Here is a 15,801-nt window from a genome sequence, read left to right on the forward strand (position 1 = left end):
CTGTCACCGTGACCAGTAATGTGCATGGAAAACGTTTTATTTCCGAACCCGTAGGAAGTTCGGTGATACCATGAGGTTGGACGAGCTCACGGGGACGGAGAGCGGCTTCATCGCAGGGGCCCTCGCGGTGGTTCTTCTTGGGGCTATAATCTCGATTCTCTCCATGCCCATTAGGGACTTCACAAGGCTGGCCTACGTCCTATACGACATCGGCCTAGTGGGGCTATCCTTTGGACTGCTGAGTGAGGCCGTCGAAGGGGACAAGAGCGACGCGGTAAGGGCCTCCCTCGCGATTGCGGGGGCGCTCGTTCTGCTCGCGCTCAGGCTTTAACCTTTTAACCCCCGCCCTCTACTCTTTTCGGGTGAGAGAATGAAGGAAGAGATGAGTTCCGTTGACATACGCTACGTTGTGAGAGAACTCAAGTGGCTCGTTGGCTCTCGCGTTGACAAGGTCTACCACGACGGCGACGAGATTAGGATTAAGCTCCGCACGAAAGAGGGCAGGGCCGATTTAATCCTCCAGGCGGGGAAGAGGTTCCACCTCACGAGCTACGTTAAAGAAGCGCCGAAACAGCCTTCAAGCTTCACGATGCTCCTCAGAAAGCACCTGAGCGGGGGCTTCATAGACGCGATAGAGCAGCACCAGTTCGACAGGATTGTCAAGATTAGGGTTGGCGACTACACGCTCATCGGCGAGCTCTTTAGGAGGGGGAACATAATCCTCGTGGACTCTGAGAACCGCATTGTCGCCGCCCTTCGCTACGAGGAGTACAAGGACAGGGCGATAAAGCCGAAGGCAGAATACAGGTTCCCGCCGGCTCGTGAAAACCCGCTGGAGGTTTCCTTCGAGCGCTTCCTTGAGCTGATGAGGGAGGAAGAGGAGCTTGAGCTCGTTAGAGCTTTGGCGAGGAAGCTCAACATGGGTGGGATGTACGCGGAAGAGATTTCAATAAGGGCAGGCTTCGAGAAGACGACGCCGGTGAAGGAGCTGAGCGATGAGGATTTGAGGAAGGTCTACGAGGCCATGATGGGAACCTTCAACGACGAGCCGAGGTCGAACATCGTCTACAAGGACGGCAACATGCACGACGTCGTCCCAATCGAGCTGAGAATCTACGAGGGACTTGAGAAGCGCTATTTCCCAACCTTCAGCGAGGCCCTCGATGAGTACTTCGGTAAGCTCACAATCGAGAAAGCCAAAATCGAGAGGACGAAGAAGCTCGAAAACAGGAAGAAAGGGCTTTTGGCGACGCTGAGGAAGCAGGAGGAGATGCTGAAGGGCTTCGAGAAGGCCATGAACGAGAACCAGGAGATAGGGGATTTAATATACGCGAACTACGCGATGGTTGAACGGCTTTTGGACGAGTTCAGGAAGGCCACCGAAAAGCTCGGCTGGGATGAGTTCAAGAAGAGGATAGAAGAGGGCAAGAGGGCGGGGAACAAGGTAGCCCTCATGGTGAAGGCCATCGACCCGAAGGAGAAGGCCGTAACGATTGAGCTGGAAGGAAAGAAGGTCAAACTCTACCTCAACAAAAGCATAGGCGAGAACGCCGAGCTCTACTACGAGAAGGCCAAGAAGTTCAGGCACAAGTACGAGGGTGCCTTGAAGGCCTACAAGGACACGAAGAGAAAGCTCGACGAGGTCGAGAAGCTCATCGAGGAGGAGATGAAGAAGGAACTGAACGTCAAGAGAATCGAGAGGAGAAAGAAGAAGTGGTTCGAGAAGTTCCGCTGGTTCGTTTCAAGTGAGGGCTTTCTCGTCCTGGCAGGAAAGGACGCGGGAACGAACGAGGTTCTCATAAAGAAGCACATGACCGAGAACGACCTCTACTGCCACGCCGACGTTTACGGCGCTCCCCACGTCGTCATCAAGGACGGGCAGAAAGCCGGGGAAAAGACCATCTTCGAGGCCTGCCAGTTCGCGGTCTCGATGAGCAGAGCATGGAGTCAGGGGCTGTATGGAACGGACGCCTACTGGGCCTATCCAAATCAGGTGACGAAGCAAGCTCCCAGCGGTGAGTACCTCGGCAAAGGAGCGTTCATGGTCTACGGGAAGAGGAACTGGCTGAGAGGGCTTCCGCTCAAGCTGGCTGTGGGGGTTATAAACTACGAAGGGGAAGACTACGTCGTCTGCGCGCCCGTTGACGCGATTAAGGCCCACACAAACAGGTACATCGTCATAAGGCCAGGCAGGCTCAAGAAGGGCGAGCTCGTCAAGAAAATACGTGGAATCCTCGAGAAGTGGGGCTACAAGGTTCGCGAGGAGGATTTGAACGCGATTCTGCCTCCGGGAGGGGGAGAAATAGTGGAGGTGGTCGGTTAAACCAGCTCCTTCCCGGTTCCTGTCATGACGAGCTTGCCGTGCTTCACTCCCTTGAGGCTCAGTAGCCTGTCCGCTATCTCCTTTATCCTGCTCGCCTTTCCCTTGACGATGACGACCTCGAGGCAGTTGTGCTCGTCCATGTGGACGTGAATGCTGGAGACGATTTCCTCAAGGTACTCGTGTTGCAGGTCGAGGAGTTCCTTGACGACGTCCGCCTCGTCGTGGTTGTAGAGCATCGTTATCGTCCCCGCGACTTCGGTATCGCCGGTCTCCCACTCGTGCCTGATTATGAAGTCCCTCATGAGGTCCCTTATCGCCTCGCTCCTGTTGACGTAGCCCTTCTCATCGATTATCCTGTCGAACTTTTCGAGGAGCTCTTCCGGTACGGAGACGCCGAAACGAACCACCTTCATAACACCACCAAGTGAGATGATGGCACGGAAGTTATAAATCTGTTCCAAAAGTCTTTTATCCGAACCGGAGTAGGTTCGAGCATGAGGGACGAGCTTTACTCGATAGCGCGAAGGGAGTTCGCGGAGGATTTAATCTTCGAGATTGGGGAGAAACCGGTTACGCTCTCAATAAAGGGCCTCCTCATAGCGAGGGCCGAGAGGGAGGGCTACAACTTCTCCTTCTTCGAGGTGACCGAAACTGAAACCGTGCTGGCGGTTCAGATGAAGGGGTTCATCGTCTACATAGCAATCGAGAGTGACGAGGAGCTCGACGACGAGGAATATGCGGAGGTCGGTAAGGCCCTGCTCGAACACCTGACCCCGAAGATTGCCCTGCTCGTGACGAAGGCCGAGAAGAACTACTCGGGAAAAGCCGACATACTCCTCGACGACGGCATGTCGCCCGAGCTGAAGGAGTTCTTCTACTCGCTCCTCGTGAAGCACAGGCAGGGAAGGAGCCCCTACGAGCAAACCGAGGTCGCGTGAGGTGTTGGAATGAAGGGAACGCACAGGGTTCTGGCAATCATAGTTATCGCGCTCATAGCCGTTGGCGTCGTAAACTACCTGCCTAGGAACGGGGAAGGCGGGGAAGAAAGTGTTAGTCCGGCGAAAAAACCCGTCCTCTGGAACCTCACCGACCCGCCGGTTCTCCAAACCGTAAGCTGGGAGATGGAAGGGAACATCGAGGTGACGACGCTTTCCGGGGACGTCGAGGAAAAGCTCGACTACCAGCTCAGGCCCCTCGGCTACTACCCCGTCTACGCCAACTGGAGCGACTGCAGGTGGACAATCTGGAACGGGAGGAAAGCTTACTACGTTGGGGAAACGGAGGAGGGCGTTTTAGTGGCACGCGGAGACCTGAAGGCGGTCGTCGAGTGGGTGAACGAAACTTCAAAGTGCGGAAAGCCCGGATGGAAAACGACTGTCATCGGTCCCAGTCCTCAAAAAGCCCTCTCCTACACGGCCTCACTTATAGGCGACGCACTGGAGAAAGACGGCGTAATCGTCGTTCCCTCAGAGTGGAACGGAAAAATCCCCTGGAACCTCGCCAACTACAGTGTAGAGGCGGGGAAGGTGAGAATCCTGATTCTAATCTACGCAACGGACGAACAGCTTGAGTACGCGAGGTCGCTCCTGGAGGGAAAAATGCTCTGCATCTCCGCCCTCAGTTATCGTGCGCTTGTGGTACTCGACGGCCCTGCGGGGGATATCTCCAGGGCCTACGATTCGATTGAGAGCGTTGCCGATACAAGAGGAGCCTCCTGCGGGTGATGGAGATGAAGAAGGCGGTCGCTGGAATCATCCTCGCCGTTTCCCTCCTCGCCGGACTGGTCTACTGGGAGTACTACTACGTAGCGCCGGTGCCGAAACCCAAAATTTGGGGCTACACCGACCCCCCAAGCCTCGTTAACATGAGCTGGGAGAAGAGCGGAGGGGTCGAGATAATCAACGCAACCCTGAAGAACGCAAGTGAAGTGTACGGCGAGGTCATCGGCGAACTATCAAAAATCGGGTACTCCATGGTTTCCGGAAACTGGAGTAGCATAAAGTGCCAGTGGAGCTACTGGAACAACCGGAAGAAGGCTTATTATATCGCGTACAACGGAACGAGGTTTCTGGCCATCAGAGGTGCACCAAACGCGGTTCTGAACGCAAGCGAGGAGCATTGGCTATGTGGAAAACCCCTCGATGCAAGCCCGCTACCGTCGCCGAGCCCATGGAAGCTCGCAGAATCCGAGGCTCTAGCCTTGGGAACCAAATTCATGAAGAACAACATTACCGTTAGCAGGACCAACTGGACGGGACCCCTACCGGACTGGTACCTCGCCAAGCTCTCGTTTGAGGCAGAGATAGGGGACGGCGTTGAAGTGCTCATCCTCGTTTACTCGAGCGACACCCAGGTTAAGTACGCCGAGTACCTCATGAAGAAAAAGGACAGGGGACTGAGGTTCCTTGTTAGCGATGCCGGGGACTACACGGTCCTCATTGTTCTGAAGGGAAGAAAAGCGGACGTGAACAGAGTGGTTGAGATAATCCAGGAACCAGCGACCTGACTTTTCTTCATAATTTATCAACCGTCCAGAACGATTCAAAAACAATTTGAAACCATGACAAAGGTTATATTCCCTGAGACGTAACAACTGAGGAGGACCCATGGCGGGCAAACTGATTGCTTCCGTTGCCGTCTCGGCGTTGCTCTCATCCCTCGCGTGGATAATCCTCCAGCTCAACCACCTCCTCGGAGTCCTCCTCTTCATTTCCGCGGTTATCGTACCCCCAGTGGTTTTCAGGAACTACTACAGCAAAAGGCTCCTCCAGCTGGCACCGTTTCTGGCAACATCACTCATCCTGATGCTCCTCTTAATGCCCCCTCCAGTCACGGGCCCGAACGTCGAGTTCGGCCTCCACTTTGTTACGGGCTGCTGGGGACGACAGGCCGATACTTGGCCACTGGGTAGTGGGGAGCTTACCTACTCCTGCAACAAAACGGTTGCGTACTCGACGATTCTCGTCAGCGGGGTCGCTTGGAAGTCCTCAATGGTCAGACTTCCCGTCCTTGGCCGTTCCGTAACCCTCTATGAACCACGTGAGAAGGCTGATAACGCCTACCGTGAGGCCGCAAAACGCGTTGAATCGGAGGGCTACCTAAGGATTGTGGAGAACTACGGGACGTACTCTCACATCATGAGAGATGCCCTCTTTGCCAGGGGCGGGGAGTGCGTATACTTGGCCGAGACGAGGATTCTCGGCGGTGGCCTCGCAGTTATCTCGGCGCGGGGCCCCTGCAGGGGCATCAAGGGGTTTGCGCTCCGCTGGCACGACGACTACCTCTGGAACGCGAGCGAGCCGCCGATTTTTAGAGAATACCTCTTCAACTGGAGCTCAAACGGGGGCGTCAGGGTTGGAAAGCTCGACCTATCGGACTGGCCCGGCGAGTGGGTAAGGAACACCTACAAAGCCATAGAAATCGAGCTCAAGGGAACCGGATACGTCAAGTTGATGGAGGGAAAAAGCGGGGACTGCAGGTGGTCCCTCCGGGTAAGGAATGAAGGGTCTCATTACGTTGCCCTTAAGGGGAAGGAAATCCTCGTTCTGAGCGGGAAAACTACAGAAGTGAAAAACTCGGCGGAGGAGCTTTCACCCTGCGGCCTGCGGAACGGCCGAGAAGTTAAAGGGCTGACTCCCGAGGACGACTTCCATTTGCCTCGAACGCAGAGGATACTTCGTCGCTGTGGCAGTTAAAGGGGAAGCCAAAGACGTACAATTCGTCTTATCGTCAATAAAGCAACCGAAAAGAACTTAAGGAAATGCAGTTTCCTTACCTCGATGCACCATGATGGTTAGGAGTGATTGTTTTTGGTTTTGAATGTCGCTTCTCAAACCTTGGCATAGCGGTTAGGCGGGATTGTTTTTGGCGCTGAGCTGAGGAGGGATTGCTTTTGGCCGCGCAGTTCTGTCACTTAAACTCTCTGGTTTAGTTCTCACGCTCTTATTCCCTCACCCTTTGGGACCTTTCTCGAACGGATTAAAGGAACCGGAGGAGGTGTTAGAATGAAAGCCGTTCTGCCCGATTCGAAGATACCGAAGAGGTGGTACAACATACTGCCCGACCTCCCGGAGCCGTTAGCTCCACCCCTCGACCCGGAAACCGACGAGCCTATGAGACCGGAGAAGCTGTTGAGGATTTTCGCGGAGGAGCTTGTAAAGCAGGAGATGAGCACGGAAAGGTACATCGAGATTCCAAAGAAGGTCCGCGAGCTCTACGCCAAGATAGGTCGCCCAACACCGCTCTTCAGGGCGACGAACCTTGAAAAGGCCCTTGGCACGCCGGCGAGGATTTACTTCAAGTACGAGGGGACAACGGTAACGGGGAGTCACAAGATAAACACCGCCTTGGCCCAGGCCTACTACGCGAAAGAGCAGGGGATAGAAAGGCTCGTTACAGAGACCGGAGCAGGACAGTGGGGGACTGCCTTGAGCCTGGCCGGTGCCCTGCTCGGCCTGAAGGTTCGCGTTTACATGGCGCGCGCCAGCTACTTCCAGAAACCGTACAGGAAGACGATAATGCGCCTCTACGGTGCCGAAATCTACCCCAGTCCAAGCGACAGGACGGAAATCGGACGGAAGTTCCTGAGCGAGGACCCGAACCATCCCGGAGGCCTTGGAATAGCGATAAGCGAGGCGATTGAAGACGTTTTAAGGGACGAAAAAGCCCGCTACGCCCTCGGGAGCGTTCTCAACCACGTGCTCATGCATCAAACAGTTATTGGCCTCGAAGCCCAGGAGCAGATGAAGGAGTTCGAGGAGCCGGACGTTATAGTCGGGTGCGTCGGCGGCGGAAGCAACTTCGCTGGGTTAGCGTATCCCTTCGTAAGGGACGTCCTGAGCGGTAAAAACGAATACGAGTTCATAGCGGTCGAACCGAAAGCAGCTCCGAGCATGACGCGCGGGGTTTACAAATACGACTTCGGCGACTCCGGAGGATACACCCCGAAGATGAAAATGCACACACTCGGCCACACTTACTACGTCCCACCGATACACGCAGGCGGCCTACGCTACCACGGTTTAGCTCCGACGCTGAGCGTTCTCATAAACCATGGCATCGTCAAGCCAGTAGCTTACCATCAGAACGAGGTCTTCCAGGCGGCGGAGCTGTTCGCGAAGACCGAGGGCATAATCCCAGCGCCTGAGAGCGCCCACGCGATAAAGGGCGTCATAGACAGAGCTTTGAAAGCGAAGGAAGAAGGAAAGGAGGAGGTCATACTCTTCAACCTGAGTGGCCACGGCCTACTCGACCTGAAGGGCTACGAGGACTACTTGGACGGGAAGCTCGAAGATTATGAGCCGGACTACTTCCCGGCCCTTAGGTGACTCCCTTTCTTTTTAGATGTATCCCATCCTTCTGGCGAGCTCCGCGTTGAGGAGTGAGCCCCCCGCGGCCCCACGGACGAGATTGTGCCCGGTGACGACGTACTTGAAGGCCGAACCGCTCTTCTCCAGCCTCCCGGCGGTCACCGTTAAACCTTTCCCCCTGTCTCTGTGGAGCCTCGGCTGGGGAACGTCGGCGTAAACGAGAGGCCTCTCGTAGCTCGGCAGGCCAAGCTCTTTCAGCGGGTCGAAAGCCTCGAAGGCCTCTCTGATTTCCTCCACACTTCCGCGCTCGAGCTCTATGAAGATTGCCTCGGTGTGACCGTGGAGGACAGGAACGCGCGTCGCTATCGCGGACACCTCGAAGGGCGCCGGGATTATTCTTCCCCCGTCGAGGCGCCCGAGGATTTTCCTGCTCTCGTTTTCAATCTTCCACTCCTCGCCCTCGATGAGCGGAATCACGTTGTCCTGTATCGCGAGCGCGGAAAGGCCCGAGAAACCTGCGCCGCTGATGGCCTGCATCGTCGCCACGTGAAGCCTCTTGATTCCAAACCTCCTCAGCGGGGCGAGGGAAACGGTTAGAACCGCTGTCGAACAGTTCGGGTTCGTGACTATGAAGCCGTCCCAGCCCCGATTTTCTCGCTGAATCTTGATGAGCTTAAGATGCTCCGGGTTCACCTCGGGGACGAGTATCGGCACGTCATCGTCGTAGCGGTGGGCCCTCGCGTTGGTGAAGACCGGGATTTGCTCCGCAAGCCTCTCCTCCACCTCCCGCGAGATTGAGGCGGGGAGGGCGTTGAAGACGAGGTCAACGTCGGGTTCTTTGAGGAACTCGCCAAGAGGGACGATTTCCATGTCCCGGAACTCCTCCGGTGCGTCCTCCACGAGCTCACCGTAACGCTTCCCGGCGGTGCGCTCCGACGCGACGAGGGCCCCGAGTTTGAACCACGGGTGGTTTTCGAGGAGCCTCACGAACGTTCTCCCCACCATTCCAGTCGCTCCAAGAACGGCAACCTTCATCCCATCACCTCCCTGAAGGCTTCCAGCGTCGGTTCTATCGGTTCGGGAAGGGCGAAGCGGTTTACAACGACGTTCGGGTCCTTGAGCCCGTGTCCCGTCGTTATGATAACGTAGCTCTTGCCCCTCCCCAGCTCCCCGCTCTCGAGGAGCCTCATGAGGCCCGCTAACGGCACTGCAGAGACCGGTTCGACGAAGAGCCCCTCCCTGCTCGCGAGGAGGTGCTGGGCGCGGAGTATCTCCTCGTCGCTCACGCTCTCGAACAGACCGCCGCAGTCGCAGCGGTAGCGGAGCTCCTTCTCGTCGTACTCCCTCCCGCACTCGATACACCTCAAAACCATAGGGCACCCCTTCCAGCCTTTGTGACGTAGACATCGGCCTCGATACCAATCCCGTTGAAGGCCTCGGCGATGGCCTTCCCTATTTGAGCCACGTCCTCACCGAGGGCGAAGACCGCAGGACCCGAGCCTGACACGGAGAACCCGTAGGCGCCGGCCTCGAGGGCGGCCTTTCTCACCGTCTCGTACCACGGCATGAGGCTCTTCCTGTAGGGTAGAGCTATCCTGTCGTCGAGGAGCCTTCCAACCGCCGGGAGGTCGTTCTCCCTCAGCGCGAGGACGAGGGATGACGCGAGCGCGAGGTTCCTGACCGCGTCCCCCCGCGGGATTTTTGGCGGAAGGACGCGCCTCGCCTCGCTCGTCGGAATCTCCACGGACGGGAGAACTGCCACCACCTCGAAGTCCACCGGAAGGCGCCAGACCCTCAGCGGCTCGCTGGACTCTATGACGGTGAAGTCGCCGTAGTAAGCCGGAACCACGTTGTCCCCGTGGACGCTGCCGGAAGCGGCTTTTTCACCCTCCATCGCCGCACGGAGTATGAGCCCCTCGTCCTCCACGCCAAGAACCCTCGCCATGGCGAGCGCCCCCGCGAGCGATGAAGCCCCCGAGCTCCCGAGCCCGCTCTTTGGCCTTATCCCCTTCTTCAGCTTCATCCTCAGGGCTACATCTTCACCGAGCATCCCGGCGAGGGCCTTCGCGGCAACCACCGCGACGTTTCTTTCATCCATAGGCACGTCGTGCCCCTTCACACGTATCCCCCACTCGTCCGCCTCCCTGAAGGTCAGCTCGTCGTAGGGTTCGCCTATACCGACACCGAAGACGTCAAACCCTGGCCCGAAGTTCGCTATGGTAGCGTGAACCCGAACTCTCATCGAAAATCACCCCGTGTATTTCCCTGAGAACCAGAGTGAGCTCCCCCTCTCAGCGGCGAGGGAGAAATAGCCGTTCCCCCTAACCCCCTCCCAGCCGGGGAGCTCTTCGACGCCGATGACGGCTATTCTTGCGGTTTTCCCCTCAAGGCCGTGAACGACTATCGGCCAGTCGTCGCCGAACTCAGCGACAAGGGTTCCAAGGCGCCAGTCCTCGGTCCTGCCGAGTACCAGCGAAATCCCCTCGTTTTCGAGGGTCCTGGCAAAGAGCACCGCGGAAAGCCTCTCCCCGGAGGAGAGGATGTAGTTCCTCCACACTGGGTCGTAGCGGCGCCTCCCAACTGCCCTCTCAAGCCCGGACAGGAGCCCCGAAACGTCGGCGCCGAGGGAGTCTGCCAGGGCGGAGTGCTCGGCCAATACCCTCTCAAGAAGCCCCGGGTCCCCTGTCTCTGCGAGCCTCAGCAAAGCGTCGATAATGCCCGAAAGCGCAGAAACGACGAGGACGTTGGAGTCCTCACGCAACATGGCAACGAGGCCCGTTGCTCCTTCCATCAAGAACCTCAGGGAGTCCCCCCGAATTTCACAACGGTGAGTTTCCCCACCACCCATCGAGGTTCACCCCCAACGGTAGGAGGAACCGGGGTTAAATATTTTTCAAGACGTGAGTTGAAAAATTGACGAAATGTGAAGTAATCGAGGAAAAAATTTGAAGAAATGGTCATCATGAGACCACCGCGAGGGGCGCCGTTCTACGCCTCCCGAAGAGGGCCCAGTGGAGAGAGTTGAGGAAGCCCCTGAGGGAGTGGCGCTCGACCCAGAAGGAGACCACTCTAACGCCGTTGAACTCCCGGCTCTCACCCTCGTAGCCGGGAACCGAGTCAACGCCCACCACAGAGACCCTGAAGAGTTCCCCCTCCCTCCTGTGGGTGATTACCGGCGTCCCCGAGTCCGCTTCACCGACGACCGTCGAGAAGGCCCAGTCGTCGGTCCTGCCTATGAGGATTGGGACCTCGAACTCGGTGGCCTTTGGATGAAGGGCATTCATACCGAGGAGCGAGGCCACCTTCACCCTCTCCCGCGAGATGAAGGGAACCGGCCTCGCGAAGGGAACCCTCCTCGGGTCAGCGGTGTAGACTCCATCGACACCCCCCATTATCAGAACGGCGTCTGCGCCGATAGCATCCCCGAGGACCGCGGCCGTGTAGTCGCTCCCGTTCCTCCCGAGGGTCGTCCTGAGGCCGAGGTAGCCGCCTACGAAGCCCGGGACAACGACCACGAAGCCCTCCTCGATGGCCTCCCTGACCGGTGCACTCCCCCTCAGCGTCTCCCTGAGGTTGACCTCCGCGTTCCCAAAGTTGCCGTCGGTCGCTATGACCTCCCAGGGGTCGAAGAGCACGACGGGGACTCCCATCGCGGACAGGGCCTCGGCGAATGCCCTCGCCGACAGCAGTTCGCCGAACGAAACGACGTGGTCCCTGAAGGCCATTTCGGACGGAAACGATGCCCTCGACTCAACGCTCCTCTCAAGCTCCCCGAGGAGGCGTGAAAAGATTGAGGGGTCGAGGCCATGCCTGAGCGCGAAGTCCCTGTGGAGCGCTTCTATGCCCTCGATGCCGTCCCTTGTCTCTGCGAGCCTCAGCAGGGCGTCTGTAACCCCTTTTATTGCCGAGACGACGACGGCGACTTCTCCGGCGTCCCAGAGACGACTGGCGAAGGACACCGCCGAATCGAAGTGGTTCCTGACAGAGCTCCCGCCGAACTTGACGACGAACCTCCTCCCCGGGCAGAGCATCAGGCGGACCTCCTGAATGGTATGGTCTCCTTTCCTTCTCTCGCGAGCTCCCTCCTGACAATATCAACACCCCTGACCATGTTCACGAGCTTCTGGTAGGCTATCCTCCTGTCGAGGAGCTTCAGGCCGCAGTCCGGGTTGACGTAGAGCCTCTCCGGCTCGACGTAGTTCATCACCTTCCTTATCGCCCTCGCGACCTCCTCCGGGCTCTCGACGCGCGGGTTGTGAACATCCACGGCACCGAAGCCGAGCTCCCCGTGGGTAAGCTTTTTGAGGAAGTCCATGTCGCGGAAGTTCCTGTTGGCGAACTCGAGGGCGAACTGGGAAACCTTCAGCTCGTCGAAGTGGTCAGCGAGGAGGTGGTAGTTGGAGTAGCAGACGTGGAGGCCGAACTTCACCCGGACCCCCTTCACCGCCCTGTTGATGGCCTCCACCGCTATGGGAACCTCGTCCGGGTGGTTGAGCATCGCGGGTTCGTCGAGTTGGATGAAGTTCGCTCCTTCTTTCTCGAGGAGCTTGAACTCCCTGTTGAGGATTTTGGCCAGCTCAAAGGCGAGCTCCTCCTTGCTCGGGTAGTACTCGTTGAAGCTCCACTCGGCTATGGTGTAGGGACCCGTTACCGGGACCTTCACCACCCCACGGGTCGTGTTGGCCTTAACCCACAGGAACTCGTCGAGCACGAGGGGCTCGCTGTACTCGAGCTTTGAAACAGCCGCCGCCTTGTTGAAGTAGGCGTTCCCCCACACCCTCACCGGGCCGTAGAAGCGGAAGCCCTTTATCTTCGCCGTGAAGTGCTCGGTCATCTCGCTCCTGCCCATCTCGCCGTCCCAGGGGATGTCTATACCTGCCCTCTCGTGCTCCCTGAGAACGGCCACGCTCGCGTCCCTCACGGCCTCCCTGAAGTCCTCCTCCGGGAGCCTGCCCAGGGAGTAGAGGTTGTACGCCCGCAGGAGCCACCTCGGTTTTGGATAGCTCCCTATGACGCTTGTGGGAAGGATTCGAAGCTCCACCTCACTCACCCCCGAGCCTTCCAAGGAGCTTCAGTTTCCTCCACGCGACACTCTCAGGGAGGAAGTCGAGTAGCGTGTTCGGAGTGACGTAGAGGTCCCTGTACCTCCTCAGGAATGGCCTGAGCCTGTCCACGAGCCTGTCGCGCCTCTCCATCTTCGTCTCCCTCGCGTTCACTATACCGAGACCGAGCCTTCCCGAGTATTTCTCCGGAACCGAGCCCTCGATGAGGTCGAAGTTCATTATAACCCCCTCGGGAAGAACCCTCGGGGTGCCGAAGTAAGTAACCACCCAGAGCTCCTTCACCCTCGCGAGGTCCTCTATGAGCCCCTTCGCCGTCTTCGGCGAAACGGCGTCGCTCGTCTCCCTCGTGGCCCTCGAGAGCTCCGCGGCTAAGGCCGGCTCCTGAAGCTCCACGAGACCGACGGGAAGGTCCTTTATGAGCTCCGCCAGAACGCCGGCGTAGGCCTCCGCCAACTCGTCAAGGCTTCTATAGGCCTCGTTTATGGAGTGGTATGCCAGTGTGACCGGGCCCGGCAGAACAGCCTTTAGCGTCGCTCCCGGGTAAACCTCCTCCTTTATCTCGAGCGCGATGTTGAGCCACTCCGGGATTGGGTTCTCCCTCAGCGAGAGCTCCCCCTTAACAACTGGGGAGCGGTAGAAGAAGTTGTTCTCGTAGAACTTGAAGAGGCCGTTGACCTCCACGCCGTCTATGAACCTTATCAGCGGGTTGAATATGTCGTCCCAGCGATAGAGGCCGTCGGTGATTACCCTTATGCCTGCCTCCCTCAGCTTCACGAACGTCCGCTTCGTGTGCTCCCTGTAGGCCTCTTCGAGCTTTTCCTCGCTCAGTCTCCCTATTGAATACTGCTCAATCTTCTTGGCCAGCGAAACAGGCCTTGGAAGGCTGCCTATTAGAGCCGGAACTATCATCCAAACACCTCCCTCACGAGTTCTTTCACCTCACCCCACAGAGAGAGCCACTCCCCGAGGGTTTCAGCGAGTAGAATCAGGTTAACGCCGCCCTTCGCGTCGAGGGATTTCACCTCCTCAAGGAGCTCTCCAAAGCCCTCATCCCCCGTTGGTATACCCATCCGCTTGAGGAAGGGCTTGAGCTCGTCCCTCAGGGGGTAGAGCAGCGAGACGACAACCGGGACCTCCGCCCCGGTCTTATCTTCAACCTCCATCAGTACCTCTCGGATTGAGAGGACGCTCTCCCGCCTCGCAACCACCTGGTGAAGAGAACCTCCGCTCCGGCCACGAGCTTTCTGATTGTTCTCCTCGCCTCCACCCTCGGCCGGTAATGTGGGTTCATAGTCCCAGCAACCCTCGGGCGGCTCTCGACCTGAACCCTTTGACCCGGCGGCATCACGCCGGCGAATACGAGCCTCGCAAGCCTGAGTAGGTTCGGGGAGTCGAGGTCGAAGACCGGCCTGCTCGGCATCGAGAGCCCGGGCCAGTCCCCGGTCGTCAGAAGCACGGCCTCGAAGCCGAAGAGCTGCGCGGTCCTGAGCTCCGAGGCGAGTGCCGAGAGGTTCCTGTCCTTCGCGGTCACGTGGGGCATGACGCCGGCCCTCACGCCAACGTCCTTCAGCCTCGTCGCGAAGGCCACGGGGTCGAAGTGGGGGTAGCCGAGGGGATTGTCTGGAACCGTCACGAGGTCAGCCTCAAGCGTCCGGAGGACCCGGAGGAGGTCCTCGCTGGAGCGGACTACCTTCACAGGGAACTCGACGGTGAAGGCCTTCCCCCTCGTGAGCTTTCTCCAGAAGGCGGAACTCCTCGGCACCGAGTCGGACTCGACGAGCCCCTCGAGCTCCGCGAGCAGGGGGTGCTCCTCAAAGAGCATCCACGGTTCCAGTGGAACGCGCTCTATCAGGCCGGTCCACGGGCAGTGCCTCCCGTCCACCTCGCAGGCACCCTCAAGGGCCCCGCCGCAGGGCCCGTTGAGAAGCCTCTTGGGGCAGGAGTAGACCCTAATCGCCACCACCCCCCAGGGCCCTGTCGAGGTCCTCGATTAACTCATCCTCGTCCTCAAGGCCGACAGAGAGGCGTATCAGGCCGTCCGTGATTCCGAGGAGCTTCCTTCTCTCGGGCGGCATCACTTTCGCGGCGCTCTTCGCCGGGTAGGAGGCTATGCTCTCGACACCCCCGAGAGAGGGCGACGGGAAGATTCTCCTCAGCGAACGGAGGAAGCTTAAGGCCCCGGATTTACCCCCGGCGTGCTCGAAGCTGACGACGCCGCCGTAGAGGTCCCTCTCAAAGAGCCTGCGCGCGGTCTCGTGGTGGGGGTCGTCCCTCAGCCCCGGGTAGTGCACGTTCCTAACCTTCGGATGCTCGCTCAGGAACTCCGCTATAGCGAGGGCGCTCCTGCTCTGCCTCTCAAAGCGGAGTTCAAGGGTCTTCATGCCCCTCCAGACGAGCCACGCCTCGACGGGCTGGATTATCGAGCCGAGCCTCCGCCTCCAGTGCCAGAGCCCTGAAACGTCGAGGTCCCCGAGGATTACGGCCCCGCCGAGAACGTCGTTGTGGCCGGCGATGTACTTGGTGAGGCTGTGAACCACCGCATCGGCCCCGGCCTTGAGGGGACGGAAGACGAGCGGGGAAAACGTGTTGTCCACGACGACCCTCGCCCCGACCTCCCTCGCCCCCTTCACGACCTCCGGGACGTCTATCACCTTGAGCGTCGGGTTGGTCACCGTTTCAAGGAGCACGAGGGAAGTTCCTTCATCAATCGCCTCGACGATGGACTCGGCGCTCGGGTAGGCGAGCTTAACGCTCACCCCGAACTTCCCCAGCTCCTCTGCGAGCTGAACCGTCGTCCCGTAGGCCTCCATCGGCAGGACCACCTCGTCCCCGGCGGAGAGCTGTGAGAGGTAGAGGCAGCTTATCGCCGCCATGCCGCTGTTGAAGGCCAAAGCCTCCCTCCCGCCCTCGAGGGCCGAGAGGTTCCTCTCAAGCACCCTGACGGTCGGGTTCTCCTCCCTGCTGTACTTCAGGTCGAATCCCCGGTCCGACTTCCCGGCCTCGCCGTACTGCGCGAAGGCGACAGTGATGTACACCGGCTCGTGGAGGGGTCTCATGTCACCACCGTCGGTGGCTGGAAGCCGACGTTTATATAATTTTCGACATA

The 15,801-nt window shown here is 58.7% G+C and carries 18 protein-coding genes; 7 read left to right on the plus strand and 11 right to left on the minus strand.

The annotated features are described in order from the left end of the window. Positions 1–70: 70 nt before the first annotated feature. Both ACYQ04_RS08000 and rqcH read left to right on the plus strand, forming a co-directional pair. Positions 71–331 carry a hypothetical protein gene (locus ACYQ04_RS08000; protein ID WP_460128689.1) on the plus strand — a complete coding sequence of 87 codons (261 nt, stop codon included), beginning with the start codon at positions 71–73 and terminating at the stop codon, positions 329–331. Between the two features lie 39 nt (positions 332–370). Then, complete coding sequence (gene rqcH / locus ACYQ04_RS08005; RefSeq protein ID WP_460128692.1) at positions 371–2,323, plus strand: ribosome rescue protein RqcH; 1,953 nt, start codon at positions 371–373, stop codon at positions 2,321–2,323. On the opposite strand, the gene nikR is transcribed toward rqcH, so the two are convergent. Beyond that, positions 2,320–2,736 carry a nickel-responsive transcriptional regulator NikR gene (gene nikR, locus ACYQ04_RS08010; protein ID WP_460128695.1) on the minus strand — a complete coding sequence of 139 codons (417 nt, stop codon included), beginning with the start codon at positions 2,734–2,736 and terminating at the stop codon, positions 2,320–2,322. The two genes, rqcH and nikR, sit on opposite strands and share 4 nt — an antisense overlap. 81 nt (positions 2,737–2,817) lie before the next feature. On the opposite strand from nikR, the gene ACYQ04_RS08015 reads away from it, so the two are divergent. From ACYQ04_RS08015 to ACYQ04_RS08035, 5 genes are all read left to right on the plus strand, one after another. After that, positions 2,818–3,261, plus strand: coding sequence for a hypothetical protein (locus ACYQ04_RS08015; RefSeq protein ID WP_460128698.1), 444 nt, complete (start codon positions 2,818–2,820; stop codon positions 3,259–3,261). A gap of 9 nt (positions 3,262–3,270) precedes the next feature. Beyond that, the gene (locus ACYQ04_RS08020) at positions 3,271–4,047 is read left to right on the plus strand and encodes a hypothetical protein (protein ID WP_460128701.1); all 777 of its coding nucleotides are present in this window, start codon (positions 3,271–3,273) and stop codon (positions 4,045–4,047) included. Next, on the plus strand, positions 4,047–4,829 hold the full coding sequence (locus tag ACYQ04_RS08025) for a hypothetical protein (protein ID WP_460128703.1): 783 nt from the start codon (positions 4,047–4,049) through the stop codon (positions 4,827–4,829). Before ACYQ04_RS08020 ends, ACYQ04_RS08025 begins: the two co-directional genes overlap by 1 nt. A gap of 100 nt (positions 4,830–4,929) precedes the next feature. Beyond that, a complete protein-coding gene (locus ACYQ04_RS08030; RefSeq protein WP_460128705.1) occupies positions 4,930–6,018 on the plus strand; it encodes a hypothetical protein in 1,089 nt (362 codons plus the stop codon). 309 nt (positions 6,019–6,327) lie between these two features. Further along, positions 6,328–7,650, plus strand: a complete 1,323-nt coding sequence (locus tag ACYQ04_RS08035; protein WP_460128707.1) for a TrpB-like pyridoxal phosphate-dependent enzyme — start codon at positions 6,328–6,330, stop codon at positions 7,648–7,650. Between the two features lie 12 nt (positions 7,651–7,662). On the opposite strand, the gene asd is transcribed toward ACYQ04_RS08035, so the two are convergent. The 10 genes from asd to ACYQ04_RS08085 form a co-directional block, all read right to left on the minus strand. Further along, positions 7,663–8,667 (minus strand): aspartate-semialdehyde dehydrogenase, encoded by a 1,005-nt coding sequence (gene asd, locus ACYQ04_RS08040; protein ID WP_460128709.1) that lies wholly within the window; start codon positions 8,665–8,667, stop codon positions 7,663–7,665. Then, on the minus strand, positions 8,664–8,999 hold the full coding sequence (locus tag ACYQ04_RS08045) for a threonine synthase (protein WP_460130070.1): 336 nt from the start codon (positions 8,997–8,999) through the stop codon (positions 8,664–8,666). The genes asd and ACYQ04_RS08045 overlap by 4 nt, the downstream gene beginning before the upstream one ends. Next, the gene (locus tag ACYQ04_RS08050; RefSeq protein ID WP_460128710.1) at positions 8,996–9,874 is read right to left on the minus strand and encodes a homoserine kinase; all 879 of its coding nucleotides are present in this window, start codon (positions 9,872–9,874) and stop codon (positions 8,996–8,998) included. The genes ACYQ04_RS08045 and ACYQ04_RS08050 overlap by 4 nt, the downstream gene beginning before the upstream one ends. A gap of 6 nt (positions 9,875–9,880) precedes the next feature. Continuing rightward, on the minus strand, positions 9,881–10,423 hold the full coding sequence (locus tag ACYQ04_RS08055) for a hypothetical protein (RefSeq protein WP_460128712.1): 543 nt from the start codon (positions 10,421–10,423) through the stop codon (positions 9,881–9,883). A gap of 169 nt (positions 10,424–10,592) precedes the next feature. Beyond that, positions 10,593–11,663 carry an aspartate kinase gene (locus ACYQ04_RS08060; RefSeq protein ID WP_460128713.1) on the minus strand — a complete coding sequence of 357 codons (1,071 nt, stop codon included), beginning with the start codon at positions 11,661–11,663 and terminating at the stop codon, positions 10,593–10,595. Continuing rightward, positions 11,663–12,673, minus strand: a complete 1,011-nt coding sequence (locus ACYQ04_RS08065) for a methionine synthase (protein WP_460128715.1) — start codon at positions 12,671–12,673, stop codon at positions 11,663–11,665. The genes ACYQ04_RS08060 and ACYQ04_RS08065 overlap by 1 nt, the downstream gene beginning before the upstream one ends. Position 12,674: 1 nt before the next feature. Then, positions 12,675–13,604 carry a uroporphyrinogen decarboxylase/cobalamine-independent methonine synthase family protein gene (locus tag ACYQ04_RS08070; protein WP_460128717.1) on the minus strand — a complete coding sequence of 310 codons (930 nt, stop codon included), beginning with the start codon at positions 13,602–13,604 and terminating at the stop codon, positions 12,675–12,677. Then, positions 13,601–13,858 (minus strand): hypothetical protein, encoded by a 258-nt coding sequence (locus tag ACYQ04_RS08075; RefSeq protein WP_460128719.1) that lies wholly within the window; start codon positions 13,856–13,858, stop codon positions 13,601–13,603. The genes ACYQ04_RS08070 and ACYQ04_RS08075 overlap by 4 nt, the downstream gene beginning before the upstream one ends. After that, positions 13,858–14,655, minus strand: coding sequence for a methylenetetrahydrofolate reductase C-terminal domain-containing protein (locus ACYQ04_RS08080; RefSeq protein WP_460128721.1), 798 nt, complete (start codon positions 14,653–14,655; stop codon positions 13,858–13,860). Before ACYQ04_RS08080 ends, ACYQ04_RS08075 begins: the two co-directional genes overlap by 1 nt. Further along, on the minus strand, positions 14,645–15,751 hold the full coding sequence (locus ACYQ04_RS08085; RefSeq protein ID WP_460128723.1) for a cystathionine gamma-synthase family protein: 1,107 nt from the start codon (positions 15,749–15,751) through the stop codon (positions 14,645–14,647). The genes ACYQ04_RS08080 and ACYQ04_RS08085 overlap by 11 nt, the downstream gene beginning before the upstream one ends. Between the last annotated feature and the right edge of the window lie 50 nt (positions 15,752–15,801).

This window comes from Thermococcus prieurii (assembly GCF_054657655.1).

Excerpts from the sequence above, each read along its gene's own strand:
- ACYQ04_RS08015 (WP_460128698.1), top strand. The coding sequence starts at position 2,818 with ATGAGGGACGAGCTTTACTCGATAGCGCGAAGGGAGTTCGCGGAGGAT.
- rqcH (WP_460128692.1), top strand. The coding sequence starts at position 371 with ATGAAGGAAGAGATGAGTTCCGTTGACATACGCTACGTTGTGAGAGAA.
- ACYQ04_RS08050 (WP_460128710.1), bottom strand. The coding sequence starts at position 9,874 with ATGAGAGTTCGGGTTCACGCTACCATAGCGAACTTCGGGCCAGGGTTT.
- ACYQ04_RS08000 (WP_460128689.1), top strand. The coding sequence starts at position 71 with ATGAGGTTGGACGAGCTCACGGGGACGGAGAGCGGCTTCATCGCAGGG.
- asd (WP_460128709.1), bottom strand. The coding sequence starts at position 8,667 with ATGAAGGTTGCCGTTCTTGGAGCGACTGGAATGGTGGGGAGAACGTTC.
- ACYQ04_RS08070 (WP_460128717.1), bottom strand. The coding sequence starts at position 13,604 with ATGATAGTTCCGGCTCTAATAGGCAGCCTTCCAAGGCCTGTTTCGCTG.
- ACYQ04_RS08055 (WP_460128712.1), bottom strand. The coding sequence starts at position 10,423 with ATGGAAGGAGCAACGGGCCTCGTTGCCATGTTGCGTGAGGACTCCAAC.
- ACYQ04_RS08085 (WP_460128723.1), bottom strand. The coding sequence starts at position 15,751 with ATGAGACCCCTCCACGAGCCGGTGTACATCACTGTCGCCTTCGCGCAG.
- ACYQ04_RS08035 (WP_460128707.1), top strand. The coding sequence starts at position 6,328 with ATGAAAGCCGTTCTGCCCGATTCGAAGATACCGAAGAGGTGGTACAAC.
- ACYQ04_RS08030 (WP_460128705.1), top strand. The coding sequence starts at position 4,930 with ATGGCGGGCAAACTGATTGCTTCCGTTGCCGTCTCGGCGTTGCTCTCA.
- ACYQ04_RS08075 (WP_460128719.1), bottom strand. The coding sequence starts at position 13,858 with ATGGAGGTTGAAGATAAGACCGGGGCGGAGGTCCCGGTTGTCGTCTCG.
- ACYQ04_RS08020 (WP_460128701.1), top strand. The coding sequence starts at position 3,271 with ATGAAGGGAACGCACAGGGTTCTGGCAATCATAGTTATCGCGCTCATA.
- ACYQ04_RS08025 (WP_460128703.1), top strand. The coding sequence starts at position 4,047 with ATGGAGATGAAGAAGGCGGTCGCTGGAATCATCCTCGCCGTTTCCCTC.
- ACYQ04_RS08060 (WP_460128713.1), bottom strand. The coding sequence starts at position 11,663 with ATGCTCTGCCCGGGGAGGAGGTTCGTCGTCAAGTTCGGCGGGAGCTCT.
- nikR (WP_460128695.1), bottom strand. The coding sequence starts at position 2,736 with ATGAAGGTGGTTCGTTTCGGCGTCTCCGTACCGGAAGAGCTCCTCGAA.